The organism is Microcystis sp. M083S1 (assembly GCF_020246405.1).
GTDB lineage: Bacteria > Cyanobacteriota > Cyanobacteriia > Cyanobacteriales > Microcystaceae > Microcystis > Microcystis aeruginosa_C.
In genome coordinates, this window is record NZ_JADBTB010000134.1 from 1 (window position 1) to 19,674 (window position 19,674).

Consider the following 19,674-nt stretch of genomic DNA (forward strand, 5'->3'; position numbering starts at 1 on the left):
AGAGCGTTTTTTTCTACTGTCAATAGAATATAAAGTATGCTTATTTTTTTTTTTTTTTTTCATCAGGTTTATTCATGAATCAGAGAAAATCAAATTAAATTCGGTGCGGTTAAACCTCAAGCCATCAGAAAACGGGTTTCTTTAAGAAACCCGTTTTCTCAAGACTGAAGGTTAAAAAGGCGAGCGCTAACGTCAAAACTAAGTAGGTAGGCGTTAAAAGTTGTCAGATCCCCCCGCCTATCGGCACCCCCCTTATTAAGGGGGGCAGGGGGGATCGAACCTAAAATCCATTTTTAATTTAATTATAACCAGTTACTTAACCAATACTTCATCGACAAGCAAATGGGAAACCATGTTACTTTTTCGCCAACTTTCTCGGACTCCTGTGGAATTTTTTGGGAAAACTTTGATTCAGTTTTTTCGTAATTCGCCCTAGGGTGGCTCTACTGACTTTAATCTCTGTCTTTTCATAGAGTAAGTTAGATAATTCTTGCAGGGTTGCATCCCTGTTAGCTTCGATGATTTCGACAAGAATTACTAATTGCTCACTATTTAACTTGCTTGGGGGACTCCCTCCCTGGGGACGGGGACGGATATCTCCAGTTTCTTGATATTGTTTCAATAACTTTTGAATAAAGCTTTTGGCCACATTAAATCTTTTGGCTAGTTCTCGAATAGAAATTTTTTCTTTTTCCCAGACATCGATAATTTTTTGGCGAAAATCTACTGAATAGGGTCTCATGTCTGCTCTGACTCTCAATTATTTGTCTATTTGCCTTCTATTGTACCTCATGGCTCCAATAATTGCCCTATTTTCAATTGAGCAGCTATCTTGATGATTGAGATGGTAAGCCGTCAGCTGGCTCTCTTATTATTTGTGTGATAAATTTAACTTATATGGTAGCGATCAATCTTCGTGTCCTTTGTGTCTTTGTGGTTCGTTCCATTCGCTCCCCCGCAGGACTGTATCTTAGAATACATTTTCCCCAGCAAACCCAAGAGAGCCATCAGCTTTTTTCTCCCTACTCCCCCTAACCCCCAACCCCGATTTAGATAAAAAAAACTGGAGCGAGCGCTTTTCGCTACCCCAGTGCTGTCACGGAATTCAATTCTGTATCCAAATTAACACATTATTGGCAGCAAGCATGATTAAGGAAATTGGAAATTTTTCCAAAAGGGGCTTGTAAGGGCTGTAACCTTGGCTGACATGGGATTTCAGGTCTGATAAAGCCAAAATTTTTGGAGTCTATCCTCAAAAATTAAACCTCGGCGCTGAGATGTTCCCCCAGATGAACGGTTTTCACCCATTTTAAACGTTTAGGACGCAAAGCCATCCGCAGGCTGACACTGGGAATAATAATAAACCAGTGCATCATATAAATCATGCCGCGAATGGTTTGAGCAAGGATATTTAAACCGAGAGCGAAAGTGAATTTTTTACCCGTATTAACCCGGATTAATCCTGTCACCATACCCCAGAGAGAAAGGGAAAGAGCCAAACCAGTTAAAGGCGTTAAAATCGGAGCTTGATGCTGGGTAATAGTGATTAAAAGATCGGGAATAGCGGCCGCAGGTAAGATATATTGAACGAGCAAAAAAGCAATTAAATCAAACTTTTTCGGCCAAGGCATGGGAGACTTTAAAATCGCTTTCCAATAGTCGAGATAACGCTGAAAACCACCTTCGGCCCAGCGATTGCGCTGATGCCATAAAGCGATCGCGGTTTTCACCCCTTCTTCCGCTACTGCGGGAAAATTTAAGACATTAATTTTCCAATTATCGATATGGAGACGAATAGTTAAATCAAGATCGTCGGTGATCGTTTGTTCATTCCAACCCCCGCAACGATTTAAGGCACTACGTCGTACAAATTGACCATTTCCGCGCAATTCTCCGATCCCTCCCACCGCGATCCGTTGCTGTTGGAAACAGCTATCAAAAATCATTTCTACCGCTTGTCCTTTTGTCCAGAAGTTTTCGGCGGCATTGGCGATCGCTTTTCGCACCTGTACCGCACCCACTTCTCGCTCGTCGAACATCGGCACCACATGACGCAGTAAATCGGAGGATAATCCCGCATCCGCATCGAATACGCCGATAATTTCCCCGTTAGTTAGGGATAAAACCTGATTCAAGGCGCCGGATTTGCCACCTCCGGCATTAGCAGGACGATGAAGAATTTTTAATTGGGGATATTCTAAAGCAAGGCGATCGAGAATCGCCCCCGTGTTATCGGTACTATAGTCATCGACGATCCAAACTTCTAACTTATCTTGGGGATAGTCTAGATGACAGAGATAATTAACCAGTTTCGTGATTACGGTTTCTTCATTTTTGGCCGCTACTAAGAGAGAAACCCCGGGGACAGAGGCTAAATCCTTATCCAGTAAGGGAATTGGCGGCGTTTCCGGTTTGGTGAACAGCAGCCGCAAAGCTTGCCCCGATAGTACGATAGTTAAGGCGATAATTGCCCAATAACCCCAACTCAGCCAATGAAGTCCGATAATTATTGTCCAGATCGCCATCAGGCTAAAAGCCGCTTTCTGTCTGCGTCCCGATCGGCCTTGAAAAATTTCGCTCCTAAATTCGTCCTCCTCGTCTTCGGGATCGGACCAGTCAGATAGGAGGGAACCAATCGGGTCTAATTCTTCGTTATCATCCTCTCGCGACCAATAATTTTCTGCCATAATCGACTCAGGTTAAGTAACTGTTCCAGTAGAAGCTTATTTCTTGCTTTATCTTACCGAAAATTGTTAAAATTTTTAACAGAATCTTAAGTTTTTTCGGGAAATAAACCCTAGTTTTTCAAGCTATTGGCTTTTTTTTCCCTATAAATGCGCTTTTTCGGCTAAGATTGCTTTGTTTACATTCGTTGAGAAAAATTTAACATTTATCCCTTATGTCAAACCTGCTCCTCTGTGTCGGACTGATTTGTGGCTCAATTATTTGGGTGGAGATCGTGCGTGATAGCTATCATGCTCTGGCCCACCATTGGCAGCCCCTTTATCGTCTGCACGTCTGGCATCATCGGGTTTTTCGTCCCGATCTGTCGGTAATGAGCAAGGAAATTTATCGTCGGGCGCACTGGTACAATGATGTACCGGAAGCCTTGGTCATGTTGGCTGCCAGTGTTTTACCGGTACTATTGGCCTACTCTTGGGGGTTCGATCGCCCTTGGTTGGGTTGGTTAGGTTCCCTTTATACTTTGGCTTTTCTCAGTACGGCGATCGGTCGAGGTTTAGGGATCGCCAATCTGGAGGAATTAACCGATTTAACCCATCGTCCGGGGCAATTTGAGAGTTTTCCCGCTCAATGGCGCGTTAATCGTACCTACCACTGGCGACACCATTTTGATAACCAAAAGGCTTATTATTGTGGCACTTTCACCTTTATGGATAAATTGATGGGGACGGCACTTTCTCTCAAGGGCAAAACGATCGCCATTACCGGGGCGAATGGAACTTTAGGGCGATCGCTGTTAAAGTACCTACAACTGAAGGGAGCCAAGGTAATCGCGCTCACTTCCGGGGACAATGCGATCGCTATTGAAATTAACGGCGAATCAGTACCTGTCAAAACCGTAAAATGGCAAATCGGTGAAGAAACGCAACTTGAGGACCTATTTAAGTCTGTAGATATACTGATTTTAAATCATGGCGTTAATGTCCACGGCCAAAGAACCCCAGAAGCGATCGAATTAGCCTACCAAGTGAATACTTTTTCCGTCTGGCGTTTAATGGAATTATTCTTCAAAACTGTCCGCACTAACGAGCAAATTGCCCGCAAGGAAGTCTGGGTGAATACCTCGGAAGCGGAGGTTAATCCTGCCTTTAGTCCCCTCTACGAACTCAGTAAACGGGCGATCGGTGATATGATTACCCTGCGTCGTTTAGATGCCCCCTGTGTGGTGAGAAAGCTAATTCTTGGCCCTTTTAAGAGTAATTTAAATCCTGTGGGTATTATGTCCGCCGATTGGGTGGCTAAACAGATTATCAAGGCGGTACAGAGGGATAGCCGCAATATTATTATTACTATTAATCCCTTGACTTTTATCACCTTTCCAATTAAAGAATTCTCTGTTTCTACCTACTTAAAACTATTTACTCGTTCCCCAAAAAATCGGGAAAATCCCTAACTATTTATCCTTAATCGGGGATTAAGACTATTTTTCCTCGCACTCTTTCCGATTCACTATAATTATGAGCTGCTGCCACCTGGGAAAAAGTATAGGTGCGATCGATTCTAACAGTTAATTTACCCGATTCGATCGCTTCTTTGAGAAATTGCCAGTCGGACGCTTGTGCTTGAGCAAAAAATATCAGTTTCCCTTTTTGGGGCAACCAAGCACTGAGATAATTTAAGAGGATAATTCCGGGATTTGGTAGGGTGGTTATATAGGTCCCTTGGGGTTTTAAAAGCTGACGACAGTGCCAAAAAGAAGACTTAGCCACAGCATCGAAGATTATATCATATTTCTGCTCAGTTTTTCTCCAATCTTCTTGGGTATAATCTATAACTTTATCTGCTCCTAAAGAGGTGACATAATCGATATTTTTACTACTACAAACTGCATCTACTTCCGCAGAGAAAATTTTTCCTATCTGCACGGCAAAGCTACCCACTCCTCCCGATGCACCATTAACTAAAATCCGATTTCCTGCTTGAATGCCGCCAAAATCCCGCAAGACTTGCAAAGCGGTAGAAGCGGCTAAAGGAGTGGCGGCAGCTTCAATAAAACTCTGATTATGCGGTTTTTTAACTAAGAGGGAAGCGGGAATAATTGCATATTCAGCATAGGTTCTACCGGGTAATTGATTGAGAAAACCAAAAACCTCATCTCCGATCTGGAATTGTTCCACCTGACTGCCTTTTTCAACGATAATTCCCCCATAATCAAAACCTAATTGCAGGGGAAATTTATTACCTGTGGCTATTTTGAGCATCCCCCGACGAATCTTCCAATCAATCGGATTAATTCCCGCTGCCATAATCTTAATTAAGACTTCTTTCCCTTGGGGAATTGGCTTTTCTATTTCGGTGTATTGGAGAACATTACTATCGCCATAGCGATTAATGATAATAGCTTTCATAATTAAGAAAAAAGTTGATAAAATAGTAGAGGAGCAAAAGTAATGACCAAGAGAACCAAAATCCAAACTCGTCCCGCTAAAAGATTATAATCTTGCCCTAATCTTGACCAAGAGTGACCGGCGATAAAATGACCAAACAGAAACTCAAAACCCACTGTTAATAGTAACCAAATTAAACCGATACTAATTGCTTGAATGGAGGATTCTAGACCCCAAAAATAGACAAGAGTGCCAATATAAAGACTAAAAAAAAGGATTCCTGTCAGGGTAGAAATTTGATGAGCGCGTAGTTCATCGAGATATTTTCCGTAGGTGCTTTCTCTGAGGATACCGTTACTAATTCCTATTACGATCATCGGGAGCCATGCAACAATGTAGCGACTAATCATAAGTTGTTGGTTTAGAACTCGCTCTAATTGGATTATACACTTTAGCTGCCCTTGGCAAAGGCTGCATCTCAATTTGGTCGAAATATCTAGATGACATTTTGGGCGCACGCAGTGCGCCCCTACCATTGGCGCGATAATATTATTTATTGTAGGGGCGAATTGTATTCGCCCTCTTTGAATAACTTCTGCTTAAAAACGGATTTGGGGTTAAAAAGGGAAAAAAAGGCGTGTAAAAGAACTAACATCTATAAATATAATCTATTTGTAAGAGGTTCACACGCCAGGACAGCTTTAAACATCCGCTTTCAATGTATCATCCCCCATTAGCGCCAATATAGATGTAATCTTGATCCTGTTCTGACTATGATATGTATCAACAAATGATGGGTGCTTGGAGCAGAAGAGGGGGTGACAGTAGGGTAAATTGTTAATTTTCTTGGTAATTCAGCTAGATTATCCGAAAAATGTCACACTAGAGGTAGGGGAGCGTCAACCATCAGTCATCAGCTTTCAGCAATTTTTGACTATTTCCCCAGAGTATTGCTGGCAGCCGATGGGAAAAAGGCAACTTCAACCCTGAAGTTATCTGCTATCGAGGAGGTTAATTCTATGAATAATACGGAAACACTCTCAGTCGATCGGGATACCAACAAACTCTATAATAAAATTCTCGTGGCTGTGGATTATCAAGATCCCACTCCAGAGGTGTTGAATGCGGCTATTCTCTTAGCGAAAACCTACGCTAGTGAGTTGCGGATTATTTATAGTCTGTCTAAACCTTTGATTCCCTACACGGAAACTTTTATTTATGGTAATCTGATCGGTTATGGTGGCGGTTATCCCCCCGATATGATCGCCTTAGAACAACAAATCACCGAAGAAATGCAGGCGGAATTACAAGCCTGGTTAAACGGTTTAGTTGATCGAGCTAAGGAAGATAATATCACAGCCCGGGCTGATTATTATATCGGTGATCCGGGCCAGAAAATTTGTCAAGTTGCCCAGCAAGAGGGGATAGATTTAATTATTGTTGGTCGTCACGGTCGATCGGGTTTATCTGAGTTAATCTTAGGTAGTGTCAGTAATTATGTGGTACATCATGCTCCCTGTTCAGTTTTGGTGGTACATATCACTCATTAATTAGAAAGGGTTGAAATCCATTTTTTGCTGTCCATTGAATTGCTCCATCTCTCCCAGTCCAGTAAGTCTTAATCCTAGCCTTTCTCAGTTGATTTCTGGCATTACGGGAGAGATTGTTAGTAACAGCGATCGCTGTTTGTGGTCGAATGGACTCTAACCATTGTTTATCTAGATTGCTTCCCTGCCATAATAACACTAGGGGGCTAAATTCTTGGGATAAATTAACGGGATTTTTCGGGTTGATAATCCAGAGCCAAGATTGATTTTTCACCTGAAATTTAAATAAATTTTTCTCGATCAATTGTCCAGTAATTTCGCCGAGATTAAATTTTTCTAACCGGGATAAATTAATAGTTTTTTTGATCGGTATGCTCTCACTGATAGTTGAGAATTGCGCCGGATTATTGACAGTTATTGCCCCTTGTATTTGATTAATTCCCTCCTGTCGCAAAAAGGGCAAAACTGTATAACGTGCTGTTGCGGGTTCTTCCCCATTAATTAACAGAGTATTTCCTCGATTTTGAATAATTATTACCGGTTGCGATTTGGTGGCTAAAACTGTCACCTGAGTTAAAGTTAAATGCTGATAAATAATCGGTATTAAAATTACAGCGAGGATAAATAACCCGATTAAATGCCACCGTTGACGAAACCAGAGATTAAAGCAGATTAAGGTAAGGCAAATATAAATAATTAACATCACTCCTAAAGATAATTTACCTGTGGAGTAGGTACTAAAAGGAAGCAGACTAAAAAAGTTGGTAATTTGCAGTAATAACTCTAGAGGGTAATAGAGAATACTAGCGCTGATACTGCCCAAAGGGGGATAAATTAAACCTAAAAAAGCAGTAAAAACTCCTCCTAAACTAATTAGGGTAACTAGGGGGGTTGTGATAATATTAATGGGGATATTATAAAGAGCGATCGAGTTAAAGGTAAACATTAATAAAGGCATAGTCCAGAGAGTAGCAGCTAGACTAATAGCTATAGGTTCAGCGATTAAATTAGGGAAATAGTCGATTTTATTTTTCAGTAAAGGAACGGTAATAATTAATCCCAAAGTCGCTAAAAAACTTAACTGAAATCCTAAATCCCAAATCCAGAGAGGTTGCCATAATAATAGAATTGTAGCCGCTAGTAACAGGGAACCTAAACTATTAACTTGTCGATTATAAAGCAGACCGATTAATGCCCCAATTCCCATCAAAATCGCCCGCAGGACTGAAGGTTGTAACCCTGTTAAAGTACCGTAAATTATTAAGATAGTAAGGGCAATAATAAACTGTTGTTTGGGGGATAAATTGCGAGTAATAGTTAAAACAAATCCCAACAAAATAGCCACATGAAAGCCAGAAGCTGCTAAAATGTGAGCTAATCCAGTTTTAATAAATAAATCAGTGATTTTTGCTGGCAAATTAACTGCTTGTCGTCCGAGGGTAATCGAACTTAATAAAGTCCCTTTTTCTTGGCCTAGTCCTTGAATTTGTGCCTCAACAATGCGCTGACGAATCTGCCAAACTCCCCAAGTCGGTGACTTTTTATTGATAATTATTTCCCCTTTTAAACCAGCAAAAGCACCCCGACGCGCTAGATAATTAGCAAAGTCAAAAGCATTGGGATTATTGGCACGACGGGGACGATACAGTAATCCTTTAATTGTTATTTCTTGTCCGGGATAAACCTGATTTTCTGCTAGATTTGGCAGAGTAACGTAGAGTTTACCCGTGGATTTTTTTGTTGGTAAATCCTTGAGGCTAAATTCTTTTACTTCTAACCAAAATTGTAAATTTTCTCGGCGATTGAGACGAATTTCTGATATAATATTGCCCGTGATTTTAATAGAGTTAACTACATTATTTTTTAAAAGATGACTGATATCATTTGCGCTGGGGTAAGGAGTACGAATTTCCAGATAAACAACCGCAAAGATAGCTATTAATCCCGCTATCAGCCAAATTTGTTTCGGGGGACTTTGCCACCAAAAACGACGGATAAAAGTTGTGGTTAACAGGGTAATTAAACCAAGAATAACAATTCTAATTACCACTTCTTGCCATCGGTTTAACCAGGGACTAAAATCTACCAGACCTGTAGATAATAATCCCAGAATATAGGCTAAACCAAGAATAACGCTATTAGGGCGATTCATAGAAATTTTTGTTAAAGAATTTCAGAATTAGCGGGCATTATTTTTACATAAGTATCAGCGAAAATCGAGATTAAAAAGTAACTTAGCATAAACACTATGGGGATCGTTGAATGTAGGTAACTTCAATAATTCCTGCTGAAAATTTTGCCATTCCTGCGTCAAAGGATGATTATTTTTAGTGAGAGGAGGAAGATAGGTTTGCAAGAAATTAGAAAAAAGTTCTTCTTGCCAACTTTGCGATCGAGGATATTCTTGAAGACTCCAATCATCCCCTAATTTAGCTGTTTTGGCCGCATATTGCACGGCCGCTTCTAGACCACCAATTTGATCAACTAAACCAATTTTAACCGCATCTTTTCCCGTCCAGACACGACCTTGGGCCACAGTTCTAACCTTGTCTGGAGATAATTTTCGCCCCTGGGCCACCGTCTCGATAAATAAATCATAGAACCGATTAACTGCCGCTTGATAAATTTCTAATTCTTGGGGATTTTTCGGTCTGGTAATAGTAGATATATCGGCTAATTGTCCAGTTTTTACCGTATCCCAATCGATGCCATTATTATTAGCAATCTTCTGGATATTTAACAATAATCCAAACACACCGATCGAACCAGTAATTGTATCATTATCGGCAAAAATTCTTTGACCCCCCATGGCGATCCAATAACCCCCAGAAGCTGCCACATCACCCATAGAAATAATTACCGGTTTGGTCGCATCTAAACGCTTAATTTCCCGCAGAATCACCTCAGAAGCGGTGGCACTTCCCCCCGGACTATTAATCCGCAAAACTACCGCTTTCACCTCCTCCTTCCCCTGTAATTTTCGCAGTTCCTTCGCCAATTTATCCCCACCGATTTGGCCTCTATCTCCCTGACCTTCTACGATTGTCCCTTCTGCATAAACTATCGCTATTTGATTGCTACTATTTTCCTCCTCATCGAGAGAACTAGCATAATTAGCTAAAGAAATTTGCGAAAAAGAGCCAGAATTTTCCTCCTCATTAGTTTTATTTTTTGCTTCTCCTGTCAACTCTTTAGCCAAAACAATTACTCGATCTAAATAGGCCACTTCATCGACAAAACCCGCCTTTTTCGCTGTGGTTGCTTCCAGAATACCTTGAGTATCAGAAATAGTTTGCACCTGTTGGGGGGTTAAATTGCGACTTTTGGCCACTGTGGAACTATAATTAGACCAAATTGTATCGAGTAGGGTTTGCAGCTGCTGACGATTCTGGACACTTAAATCCTGACGCGTATAGGGTTCCACTGCACCTTTAAAAGAACCCACTTTTACCACTTGCACCCCCACACCATACTTTTCTAGTGCATCGGCAAAAAAGGTTTGTTGACTACTTAAACCATTAATTTCCATTCTCCCCACGGGATTAATAATCACCGTTTCAGCAACGGAAGCGAGATAATATTCCTTTTCCGTCCATTCCATATCGTAGGCGATAATTTTTTTACCCGATTGGCGAAATTTTGCCAAAGCTTGCCGCACTTCCGTCAGGGTAGCATAGCCATATTCACCGATATTGTCGCGACCATAGAGTAACAGACCGACAATGTTATCATCAAGGGCGGCCTTTTCGATCGCCGCTATCACCTGTCGCAAATTTAAAGTGGTCGCACTCTCACCGGTCAAACTATCGGCTAAACTGGAACTAGGGGGAGCATCGCTGATATTGGTGGCTAAGTTAAAAACTAAGACCGATTTTTCCTTAACTGAGGAGCTATCGCTAGACATAAGGGAAGAAAGCAGTAAAAATGCTAATCCCCCCACACCTAAGACCGAAAATGCCAATAATCCCAATAAAGTTCCCAAGCAACTAGCGAAAGTTTGTTTAAAAAACTGGCCCATCGGTTTTCATCTGCTACTAATTATCCTGTTTCCTATTGTAGGGATTCCCCGCCCAGAAACAAGTTTTTTATTTACGAACAAATGTACTTAAAGTCTTGGGGATAGTGACTGGAGTTGTGAGATGTCAAGGGATCGGCTAAGATTGTGATAGACAATTTCCAGTCAAAGAGATGAATCAATTAAATTGAAGATAGATTCTGTCTTTGATCCCCCCTTCCCCCCTTGATAAGGGGGGTGTCTGGCAATTTTTAACACCTACCTACTTAAAAGAGATGAATCAATTAAAACCCAAACTCGTCAATTATCCAGATTGGGAGCGAAAAGAACAAATTAAACGAAATCGTTCGGCTTTGGCTATCTTAGAACAAAGACGACAAAAACGGTCACAAATAACCGATGAGCAAGACCAAGAAATTTCCCAGTGTTTGCTCAATTTTCAGACCGCGATTGATAATGCTCGTCCTTTAGGTTTAAAGCTTTATAGCCTTGGCTAGAAACTCTAAAGATTGGCAAACAAACGGCTGATAATTACAATATTGATGTGGATATTATTAAGTAGCTGGACACAATTAATTAGACATATCTAACTACCTCTTGCATGAGTGCCTTTTGCCTATCCTAACTAAGAAGTTAATTTTGTCCTATTACTTATTCTTGCTCATTGGCAGTTATAAAAAAACAATATCGGCTCTCTTATTCTTTGTGTGATAAGTTTAACTTATATGGTAGCGATCTTTGTGTCCTTTGTGTCTCTGTGGTTCCTTCCACACTACTACTAATGTCAAACATTTTCAGGGATTTGCAGAAGCTTTAAATTGGCAAGATATTAACATATAACAGCTTTAAGCTTGATCATTTTTTCACTTTAACTACTTAATCTTATGCAGTTTATTGATCGCGCCGAAATAGAAGTAGAGGGGGGTAAGGGAGGTGATGGAATTGTCGCTTTCCGTCGGGAAAAATACGTCCCCGCTGGCGGTCCGGCCGGAGGTAATGGGGGAAAAGGTGGTTCGGTGATTTTTGTGGCGACTCAGAACCTGCAAACCCTGCTAGATTTCCAGTATAGTCGCTATTTTAAGGCCGATGACGGTAAACGGGGCGGTCCGAACAACTGCACGGGAGCCAACGGTAGCGATCGCATTATTAAAGTTCCCTGTGGTACAGTGGTTTACGATCTCGATAGCGAGGAAATTATCGGCGATTTGGTCACTCCCGAACAGACTTTAATCGTGGCTGCCGGGGGAAAAGGGGGATTAGGCAACCGCCACTTTTTAAGTAATAATAATCGCGCACCCGAATACGCTTTACCCGGTTTAGACGGAGAAAAACGCCATTTACGCCTAGAATTGAAGTTATTAGCGGAAGTGGGCATTATCGGGCTGCCCAATGCGGGAAAATCCACCCTAATCTCGGCCGTTTCCTCTGCTCGTCCCAAAATCGCCGATTATCCCTTTACGACTCTCATTCCTAACTTGGGAGTGGTACGCAAACCCACGGGAGATGGGACGGTATTCGCCGATATTCCTGGATTAATCGAGGGAGCGCATCTAGGAATCGGCTTAGGACACGAATTTTTACGCCATATCGAACGCACACGCCTGTTAATTCATCTTGTCTCCTTGACATCAGAAGACCCGATCGCCGATTATCAAATTATTCAAGGGGAATTAGCCGCCTATGGTCGGGAATTGGAAAAGCGATCGCAAATACTGGTTTTCAACAAAATTGATGCTGTGGACGAGGAAACGATAGATAACTACCAAAAGCAGTTTGCTAAAATAACCAATGCCGAGATTTTGACTATTTCCGCCGTGACGGGAGCCGGATTAACCACTTTACTCGCCAAAGTTTGGCAGCAATTAGAGCAACTGGAGAGGGTCGAGGTTGAAACCCCTTCCCTGTTTTCCTAAAATCGCTCGTTAGTTGTTGGGTTGCCGGGGTGCGGGTGGTCGGCGATTGCTCGGTCTTCTTTCCGTACCTTCAAAGTTACCATTAGAACGACGGGTGCGGCGCTGTTCAGCTTCATTTTCGGCCGCATAGACTTCTAGATAAAGAGAGCGACCCACACTCGCGGCCGCCATTTCTAGGGTAGTTCTAATCGCCTGTAAATTGCGTCCTCCCCGGCCGTAAACTTTGCCTTTATCGGCATCATCGAAGGCTACACGCACCCAAAGACGTTCATTTTCCTTACAGCGCTCGATATCCAATCTCAGACTGGCCGGATCTTCTAAAAACGGCTCGATCATAAATTTCACCAGTTCGAGATAATTGGGGGTACTAGGCATTGATTTTCTCGAAAATTTTCTGTTTGGTGAGAATGCCGCGCACGGTGTCCGTCGGTTGCGCTCCTTGTTGTAAGCGTCGGATAATCCCTTCCTCATCCAGACGCACTTCATCGGTGCGGGGATTGTAGAATCCTAACTCCTCTAGGGGACGACCATCGCGACGACTGGTGCTAACGGCCGCAACGATACGATAACTGGCTTCGCGTTTTTTACCAAAGCGTTTTAGACGTAATTTGATCATGGTTACTCAAAAATTCTCCTTTCCGATTCTAACTCATCCAGGCGGTATTTCCACAAGTGGCGATCGAGGGAACGGTGGGCAGCCTTTCGATATTATTGAAAATAACGCCGATATCTTAATAGTGAGGTACAAGGTTTGAGGGTGTTAGTTTTGGCTAACACACCCAAAATTAAGATTAAAGTTTTTACCCCTCTCTAACCGTAAACTTTCCCATAATACTCTTGATATTCTTTGGATAACAAAGGTTGCCACCAATCCCGATGATCGAGATACCATTGAATGGTTTTTCTTAATCCCCCCTCTACGGTTTCTTGAGGTTGCCAACCTAATTCGGTGCGAATTTTACTGGCATCAATAGCATACCGGCGATCGTGTCCAGGGCGATCCTTGACAAAAGTAATTAAATTCTGAGCAGGTTTCACGGGTAAATCGGGAGCTAATTCATCCATTAACTCACATAACATCCTGACTAAATCGATATTTTTTACCTCATTATTTCCGCCAATATTATAAGTTTCTCCCACTTTTCCCTTGTGAATAACTGTATCTAAAGCTTGACAATGATCCCGCACATATAACCAATCTCGAACATTTTGACCATCACCATAAACGGGTAAAGGTTTACCCAAAAGAATATTAATACACATCAAAGGAATTAACTTTTCGGGAAAATGATAGGAACCATAATTATTAGAGCAATTAGTAATAATTGTCGGCATTCCGTAGGTATGAAAATAAGCTCTCGCTAGATGATCACTCCCCGCTTTTGAGGCAGAATAGGGACTATTAGGAGCATAGGGAGTAGTTTCGGTAAAAGCTGGATCATCTACTCCTAAACTGCCATAAACCTCATCGGTGGAAACGTGCAGAAAACGATAGTTATCCGGTTGATGATTACTTAACCAATGTTGCCGAAAACTTTCTAATAGAGTAAAAGTTCCCACCACATTAGTTTGCACAAAAGCCCCAGGTCCAAGAATCGATCGATCCACATGGGATTCGGCGGCAAAATGGGCAACTGTATCGATATTTTCACCGGCAAATAATTGATCAACTAAAGCTCGATCGCAGATATCCCCTTGCAGAAAACGAAAATTCTTTCTATCTTTCAGTGTCGCTAAATTATTCAAATTGCCTGCGTAGGTAAGAGCATCGAGAACAATGACACGATCCTCAGGATAATTCTCGCACCAATGATGAACAAAATTCGAGCCGATAAATCCCGCTCCACCAGTAATTACTATGTTTCTAGCTTGATTTTCTGTCGCCATGGCCACCTCTAGCAAAAGTTCGCTACTTATTTTAGGCTTTTTTGCTTCACACTTCTTCATCAAAAGTGATCTGATCCGATCGATAATCCGGCGGTTCAACGTGAATTAAAATTCTCACAGGGCTAAATTGTTGGGTTAATCTTGCTTCTACCGCTTCCGTGATTGCGTGAGCAGTTTCCACATCTTGAGCGGAGACAACTAGGTGCATTTCTATAAATACCTGTCTTCCCACCACTCCCCGAGATGCGATCGCATGGCAATTAAGCACCCCCGGCACCTCCATGACAATTTGATGAATCACTTCAGGAGCGATCGCCATTTCATCCACTAACAAAGGTAAATTCTCCATCAGGACTTTCCAACCACTGCTAAACACCAAAAAAGCGACGGGAAAGGACAAAATCACATCTAACCATTGTAATTGGGGAATATTAGCCGTATTGCCCACCCAAACCCCGACTAAACCCAATAAAACCGTAATTGTCACCCACACATCACTCATGGTATGACGAGCATCGGCAATCAAAATCGGACTACCGACACGCTGCCCCACGGATCTTTCATAATAGGTGACAAAAATATTCACCCCTAAAACGATAATTAATAGCCATAACTCAGGACCTGCAATCTCGACGGGTTTGCCTCCTTTGATAATACTCATGACCGCCCCTTGCAAGATTTCAAAACAGGCAATCCCCAAAAAGGCGGCGATCGCTAAAGCTCCGATCGCTTCGTATTTCAGATGTCCGTAGGGATGATCTCGATCGGGATAGGGAGAAGAAAACCGCATCGCTACTAATCCCAAGACATTATTAGCACTATCGGTGACACTATGGAGAGCATCCGCTTGCAGACTTAAAGCACCAATTCTCAAACCCACCCCCGCTTTGATCGCCATAACCAAAATGTTCAGCAGCAGGGTGATCCAGAGAACTTTTTGGACGGTAGCCCGATTATCTTTTAAAACAGCCACAGGATTATCAGTTATCAGTTATCAGTTATCAGTTATCAGTTAAGTAGGTAGGCGTTAAAAGTTATCAGATCCCCCCGCCTATCGGCACCCCCCTTATCAAGGGGGGCAGGGGGGATCGAACCTAAAGTCCATTTTTAATTTAATTATAACCAGCTACTTATCAGGGAAATTTCAACTAAAACCCCAAAACCCCAAAACCCCAACTATTTGAGGGTTTAAAAACGGCAAAAATAAGGATTGAATTGCCTCAAGTCTGTAAATAGACCATTTAATTGATTATTATTCATTTTTAATTCTCCTGACTACTGACTCCTGACCCCAACAACAATTTTTGATTTTTACAAGAGGTCTAGTCAACAACAATTGATCAACTCCTGAAATAACAGACTCCCATCGGTCAAATTGAGCAGCGGATCGGCGGCGCGTTCGGGATGAGGCATCATTCCTAGCACATTTCCTGCTTTATTGGTAATTCCCGCAATATTATTTAACGATCCGTTGGGATTTCCTGACTCATTTACCTCTCCTGTGGGAGTACAGTAACGCCAGAGAATTTGACCGTTATCCTCCAGGGATTTTAGCGTATCTTCTGCGGCATAATAACGCCCTTCCCCGTGAGCAATCGGCAAATTAAGCACCTGTTGCGGTTGATAACCTCGCGTCCAGACATATTGATTGTTTTCCACTTTTACCGGCACTCGATCGCAGATAAAATGTAAATCGCGATTGCGAATTAACGCACCGGGTAGCAGCCCAATTTCCGTTAATACCTGAAAACCGTTACAGATGCCTAAAACTAATTTACCTTTTTCGGCTTCTTCTCGGACAGTTTTCATCGCTGGTGAAAATCGAGCGATCGCACCACAGCGCAAATAATCGCCGTAACTAAATCCCCCCGGCACCACAATCACATCCAAATCCGCTAGATCCGTCTCTTGATGCCAAATATAGCGGGTAGGTTGCTGAAAAATCCCCTCCGTCACCGTTGCCACATCTCGATCGCAATTCGATCCGGGGAAAACAATAATCCCAAACTTCATAATTTTTAACTTGGTTAATTCATTGTGCAGAAAGCTCTCATCAGATGGGTGTTAGGGTTTTAGTTGAATTTCCCCATTCTCCCATTTCCCTATCCCCTAATCCCTATCCCTTATCTCCTATCTCCTGACAATGCAAATCAAAGCGATAATTTTCAATTACAGGATTAGCCAATAGTTGATCGCACATTTGATCCAATTGTGCGCGAGCGCTGGTTTCATCCTCTGCTGCCACGGTAAGCTCAATATACTTACCAATTCGCACCCCGGCTACAGTATCATAACCTAATTGCTTTAATCCCGACTCTACCGCCGTACCCGCCGGATCGAGAACCGAAGGGCGCAGGGTAACATAAATACAGCACTGATAATTTTTTGGCATAGAATTAAATTTGATCGCTGACCTTTTTGATATGAAATCCCAACGCACCCGATCGCAAGAGCGCATTATCCACTTACTCAAAACCTTAAATCGGGCAGTATCCGCTCAAGAATTGTTTGTGGAACTCCGTCAGCGTGACCAAAATATGGGGTTAGCCACTGTTTACCGCGCCCTAGAATCCCTAAAGCTACAGGGTGCAGTGCAGGTGAGAACCCTAGCCACAGGAGAATCCCTCTACAGTTCCGTTCAGCAGGATCAACACCATCTTACCTGTATTCATTGCGGTCGGTCTATCGTCTTTAATGAGTGTCCCGTTCATGAATTGGAAGAAAAACTCGAAAAATCCCACCAATTCAAGGTTTATTACCATACTCTCGAATTTTTTGGACTTTGCGATCACTGTCAACCCAGTTAAGTAAGCTGTACTGCATTGAAACTGCCCATCGGGAAATTTTAGTACAAATGCTCAGGCTCTCAACTCCGGCACTCCCAACTCCAGTGCCGTCCTACAAAGATTAAACTGTTGTTTGACCTTGGGCTGTTTTCACAGGGATTAACTCCGGCTGACTGTAGTGATGATGGCTGTTGAGGGGGGATAACAAGGGGAAAAAGGGCTGATGTAAACTAATTAATTGAGCGAGGGTTTTCTTGAGATGGGGACGAGGAATGATCGCATCGACAAAACCGTGTTTTAATAGGTATTCCGATGTTTGGAAACCTTCTGGCAATTTCTCGCGCAAAGTCTGTTCAATTACCCGCTTACCAGCAAAACCGATAGTAGCCTTTGGTTCGGCGATAATAATATCTCCCAACATGGCAAAACTGGCCGTGACTCCCCCCGTGGTGGGATTAGTCAAGACAGGAATATAGAGTAACTTTGCTTCCCGATGCCGGTTAAGAGCGCCAGAAATCTTGGCCATCTGCATTAAACTTAACATTCCTTCCTGCATTCTCGCCCCGCCGGAAGCGCAGATAATCACCAGGGGTAAACGTTCATCGGTAGCGTGTTCCGTCAAACGACAGAGTTTTTCTCCCACCACCGATCCCATGCTGCCCCCCATAAAACGGAAGTCCATCACCCCTAAAGCTAAGGGTAAACCATCGAGCGTCCCCGTTCCCGTGTGGACAGCATCAGTCAGACCGGTTTTTTCTTGGGTTTCCCGCAAGCGATCGCTATAACTTTTCCGATCGCGAAATTTGAGCGGATCCGTCGGTCGAATCTGTTCATCGAGGCAATTCCAAGTATTAGCATCCACTAACTGGCGAATTCTTTCTTCACTTTCCACCCGATTATGATGACCGCAATCGAGACAAACCAGTTGATTAGCTAATAAATCCTTTGTATAGGCCAAAACGCCGCAATTTGGGCATTTTGTCCACAAACCATCGGCTATTTCTCGTTCCTGTTGTTGTTGAACCTTGGGTTCTGTTTTTTGGCGATTTGCAAACCAATCAAATAGAGACATAGTTTAAAATAAAGACAATTTATAGACTTTCCTCTAGAGGACTTAATAACAAAAGTGCTGTCCAGCGATCTTGGGGACGCACTTGTAGGGCGGCCTGATGCCCCTGGCCGCAATAAATACCAAGGCCAATAGCGATAACGCGACTGGGGATGTCGTGAGCTTTGAGCATTTCCTCTAGCCAATCGGCTTACCCTAGACTGGGGGTTGTTCTAATGGTGATCCAAGACACAGAAGACTATTGTATCAAGATTTAATGACAAGATAGCTTTTTTACAACAAAGGCAAAAAAATGGTTTGATAGGCTGAGATGATCTTATCACTCCAAAAGACACTCATCAGAGCGCCGAGGGCAAGAAATGGCCCGAAGGGTATAGCTTGTCTTTTTGCCATTTTACCGAGACAAATGCCCGTCATACCGATCACCGCCCCGATAGCACAGGCCAGAAAAGCGGTGACTAATAATGCTTGCCATCCTAACCAAGCACCGATCATGGCCGCTAATTTGGCATCTCCTCCCCCCATGGACTGCTGTCTGAGGGCAAAACTTCCCCCCCACCGGATCAGATCAAATAACCAGACTCCTAAAACTGCACTAGCGATCGCTGAAAAGAGATAGATAACAGTTTGATTATTTTGCCAACCTAGAAGTGCTTGGAAAACTATCCCTAAAACTAATCCCGATTGGGTGAGGGAGTTAGGAAGCGTCATCGTGTCAAAATCAATCAAAGCTAAAGCTAATAACCAACTCAGGAGAATCCAATAGCCTAGGGTCTGCCAAGAAAAGCTAAAACCTCCTAAAACCAGACAAAATAACCAACCGGTAAAAGTTTCGATCGCTGGATAACGGACAGAAATCGGGGTTTTGCACCAGCGACAGCGACCCCCTAGCCATAACCAGCCGAAAACGGGTATATTCTCGCTTTTACCTAACCTATGGTGACATTTCGGACAGTGGGAAGGGGGATACACTAGAGATATCCCCTGAGGTAATCTATAGATGACCACGTTTAAAAAACTGCCCACCGAGGCACCAAAAGCAAAGACAAAGGCAAAAGTAACTAGATGAAAGAGGGTTTCCATAGATTCAAGGTTGAAATCCGATCACTTTCCTAGAATACCCGGTTAAGCTGCTTGCCTATCTAAAATTACCGGTTAAGACGGCATGGCAGCCCTTCGAGCATTACCTCACCACTAAGATAACCTCCATAACTCAAACATTAGAGTTCTATAGCTGCCTTTAGCTTAGTTAGGGTTTGCTGAATAAATCTAAAAATCTTGTTGGATAAGGTTTTTAGACTTTTTTTCTCTCAAAAATTGCCGACCATTGGAGTGATTGGGGGGAAAATTCAGGTACTTTTTCCCTGAAAATTAGGTAGTTGACCACC

19 protein-coding genes and 1 pseudogene are annotated in these 19,674 nt (G+C 42.6%); 5 read left to right on the plus strand and 15 right to left on the minus strand.

Annotated features, from left to right (window positions below; all coding sequences use genetic code 11):
• Positions 1 to 391: 391 nt before the first annotated feature.
• Together IM450_RS13295 and IM450_RS13300 are read right to left on the minus strand one after the other, a co-directional pair.
• Positions 392 to 742 (minus strand): annotated as a pseudogene (locus tag IM450_RS13295) (helix-turn-helix domain-containing protein); the annotation flags it as partial.
• 517 nt (positions 743 to 1,259) lie between these two features.
• Entirely contained in the window at positions 1,260 to 2,687 is a 1,428-nt protein-coding gene (locus tag IM450_RS13300) for a glycosyltransferase (protein ID WP_287664566.1), read from the minus strand.
• 212 nt (positions 2,688 to 2,899) lie between these two features.
• Between IM450_RS13300 and IM450_RS13305 the strand changes: the two genes are divergently transcribed.
• A complete protein-coding gene (locus tag IM450_RS13305) occupies positions 2,900 to 4,135 on the plus strand; it encodes a bifunctional sterol desaturase/short chain dehydrogenase (RefSeq protein ID WP_287664563.1) in 1,236 nt (411 codons plus the stop codon).
• Positions 4,136 to 4,145: 10 nt separating this feature from the next.
• Here the strand turns inward: IM450_RS13305 and IM450_RS13310 are convergent, their stop codons facing one another.
• Positions 4,146 to 5,090 (minus strand): NAD(P)-dependent alcohol dehydrogenase, encoded by a 945-nt coding sequence (locus IM450_RS13310; protein ID WP_287664560.1) that lies wholly within the window; start codon positions 5,088 to 5,090, stop codon positions 4,146 to 4,148.
• A 2-nt stretch (positions 5,091 to 5,092) separates the two neighbouring features.
• Positions 5,093 to 5,479 carry a hypothetical protein gene (locus IM450_RS13315; RefSeq protein ID WP_287664557.1) on the minus strand — a complete coding sequence of 129 codons (387 nt, stop codon included), beginning with the start codon at positions 5,477 to 5,479 and terminating at the stop codon, positions 5,093 to 5,095.
• 609 nt (positions 5,480 to 6,088) lie between these two features.
• Here IM450_RS13315 and IM450_RS13320 point away from each other — a divergent pair.
• Positions 6,089 to 6,619, plus strand: coding sequence for a universal stress protein (locus IM450_RS13320; RefSeq protein ID WP_287664554.1), 531 nt, complete (start codon positions 6,089 to 6,091; stop codon positions 6,617 to 6,619).
• Here the strand turns inward: IM450_RS13320 and IM450_RS13325 are convergent.
• Both IM450_RS13325 and sppA read right to left on the minus strand, forming a co-directional pair.
• The gene (locus tag IM450_RS13325; RefSeq protein ID WP_287664552.1) at positions 6,609 to 8,768 is read right to left on the minus strand and encodes a ComEC/Rec2 family competence protein; all 2,160 of its coding nucleotides are present in this window, start codon (positions 8,766 to 8,768) and stop codon (positions 6,609 to 6,611) included. The two genes, IM450_RS13320 and IM450_RS13325, sit on opposite strands and share 11 nt — an antisense overlap.
• A 54-nt stretch (positions 8,769 to 8,822) precedes the next feature.
• Entirely contained in the window at positions 8,823 to 10,634 is a 1,812-nt protein-coding gene (gene sppA / locus IM450_RS13330) for a signal peptide peptidase SppA (RefSeq protein WP_287664549.1), read from the minus strand.
• 272 nt (positions 10,635 to 10,906) lie between these two features.
• On the opposite strand from sppA, the gene IM450_RS13335 reads away from it, so the two are divergent.
• Both IM450_RS13335 and obgE read left to right on the plus strand, forming a co-directional pair.
• A complete protein-coding gene (locus IM450_RS13335; RefSeq protein ID WP_253257691.1) occupies positions 10,907 to 11,128 on the plus strand; it encodes a hypothetical protein in 222 nt (73 codons plus the stop codon).
• A 387-nt stretch (positions 11,129 to 11,515) separates the two neighbouring features.
• Positions 11,516 to 12,544, plus strand: coding sequence for a GTPase ObgE (gene obgE / locus IM450_RS13340; RefSeq protein ID WP_002801904.1), 1,029 nt, complete (start codon positions 11,516 to 11,518; stop codon positions 12,542 to 12,544).
• Between the two features lie 9 nt (positions 12,545 to 12,553).
• Here the strand turns inward: obgE and IM450_RS13345 are convergent, their stop codons facing one another.
• The 6 genes from IM450_RS13345 to purS all read right to left on the minus strand — a co-directional run bounded on the left by IM450_RS13345 (position 12,554) and on the right by purS (position 16,823).
• Positions 12,554 to 12,919 carry a KH domain-containing protein gene (locus IM450_RS13345; RefSeq protein ID WP_287664545.1) on the minus strand — a complete coding sequence of 122 codons (366 nt, stop codon included), beginning with the start codon at positions 12,917 to 12,919 and terminating at the stop codon, positions 12,554 to 12,556.
• On the minus strand, positions 12,912 to 13,160 hold the full coding sequence (rpsP, locus tag IM450_RS13350) for a 30S ribosomal protein S16 (RefSeq protein ID WP_002780060.1): 249 nt from the start codon (positions 13,158 to 13,160) through the stop codon (positions 12,912 to 12,914). Before rpsP ends, IM450_RS13345 begins: the two co-directional genes overlap by 8 nt.
• Before the next feature lie 194 nt (positions 13,161 to 13,354).
• Positions 13,355 to 14,431 (minus strand): dTDP-glucose 4,6-dehydratase, encoded by a 1,077-nt coding sequence (rfbB, locus tag IM450_RS13355; protein WP_002801907.1) that lies wholly within the window; start codon positions 14,429 to 14,431, stop codon positions 13,355 to 13,357.
• A gap of 46 nt (positions 14,432 to 14,477) precedes the next feature.
• Positions 14,478 to 15,404 (minus strand): cation diffusion facilitator family transporter, encoded by a 927-nt coding sequence (locus IM450_RS13360; protein WP_002801908.1) that lies wholly within the window; start codon positions 15,402 to 15,404, stop codon positions 14,478 to 14,480.
• Positions 15,405 to 15,757: 353 nt separating this feature from the next.
• Positions 15,758 to 16,444 carry a phosphoribosylformylglycinamidine synthase subunit PurQ gene (gene purQ, locus IM450_RS13365; RefSeq protein WP_287664540.1) on the minus strand — a complete coding sequence of 229 codons (687 nt, stop codon included), beginning with the start codon at positions 16,442 to 16,444 and terminating at the stop codon, positions 15,758 to 15,760.
• A gap of 103 nt (positions 16,445 to 16,547) precedes the next feature.
• Positions 16,548 to 16,823, minus strand: a complete 276-nt coding sequence (purS, locus tag IM450_RS13370) for a phosphoribosylformylglycinamidine synthase subunit PurS (RefSeq protein ID WP_002802308.1) — start codon at positions 16,821 to 16,823, stop codon at positions 16,548 to 16,550.
• A 31-nt stretch (positions 16,824 to 16,854) separates the two neighbouring features.
• Here purS and IM450_RS13375 point away from each other — a divergent pair, with 31 nt between their 5' ends.
• On the plus strand, positions 16,855 to 17,238 hold the full coding sequence (locus IM450_RS13375; RefSeq protein WP_002802309.1) for a Fur family transcriptional regulator: 384 nt from the start codon (positions 16,855 to 16,857) through the stop codon (positions 17,236 to 17,238).
• Between the two features lie 100 nt (positions 17,239 to 17,338).
• Here the strand turns inward: IM450_RS13375 and accD are convergent, their stop codons facing one another.
• The 3 genes from accD to IM450_RS13390 form a co-directional block, all read right to left on the minus strand.
• Complete coding sequence (gene accD, locus IM450_RS13380; protein ID WP_002802310.1) at positions 17,339 to 18,289, minus strand: acetyl-CoA carboxylase, carboxyltransferase subunit beta; 951 nt, start codon at positions 18,287 to 18,289, stop codon at positions 17,339 to 17,341.
• Between the two features lie 19 nt (positions 18,290 to 18,308).
• Positions 18,309 to 18,458 (minus strand): hypothetical protein, encoded by a 150-nt coding sequence (locus tag IM450_RS13385; RefSeq protein WP_002802311.1) that lies wholly within the window; start codon positions 18,456 to 18,458, stop codon positions 18,309 to 18,311.
• 101 nt (positions 18,459 to 18,559) lie between these two features.
• Positions 18,560 to 19,369, minus strand: coding sequence for a prepilin peptidase (locus IM450_RS13390; RefSeq protein WP_002802312.1), 810 nt, complete (start codon positions 19,367 to 19,369; stop codon positions 18,560 to 18,562).
• Positions 19,370 to 19,674: the final 305 nt, after the last annotated feature.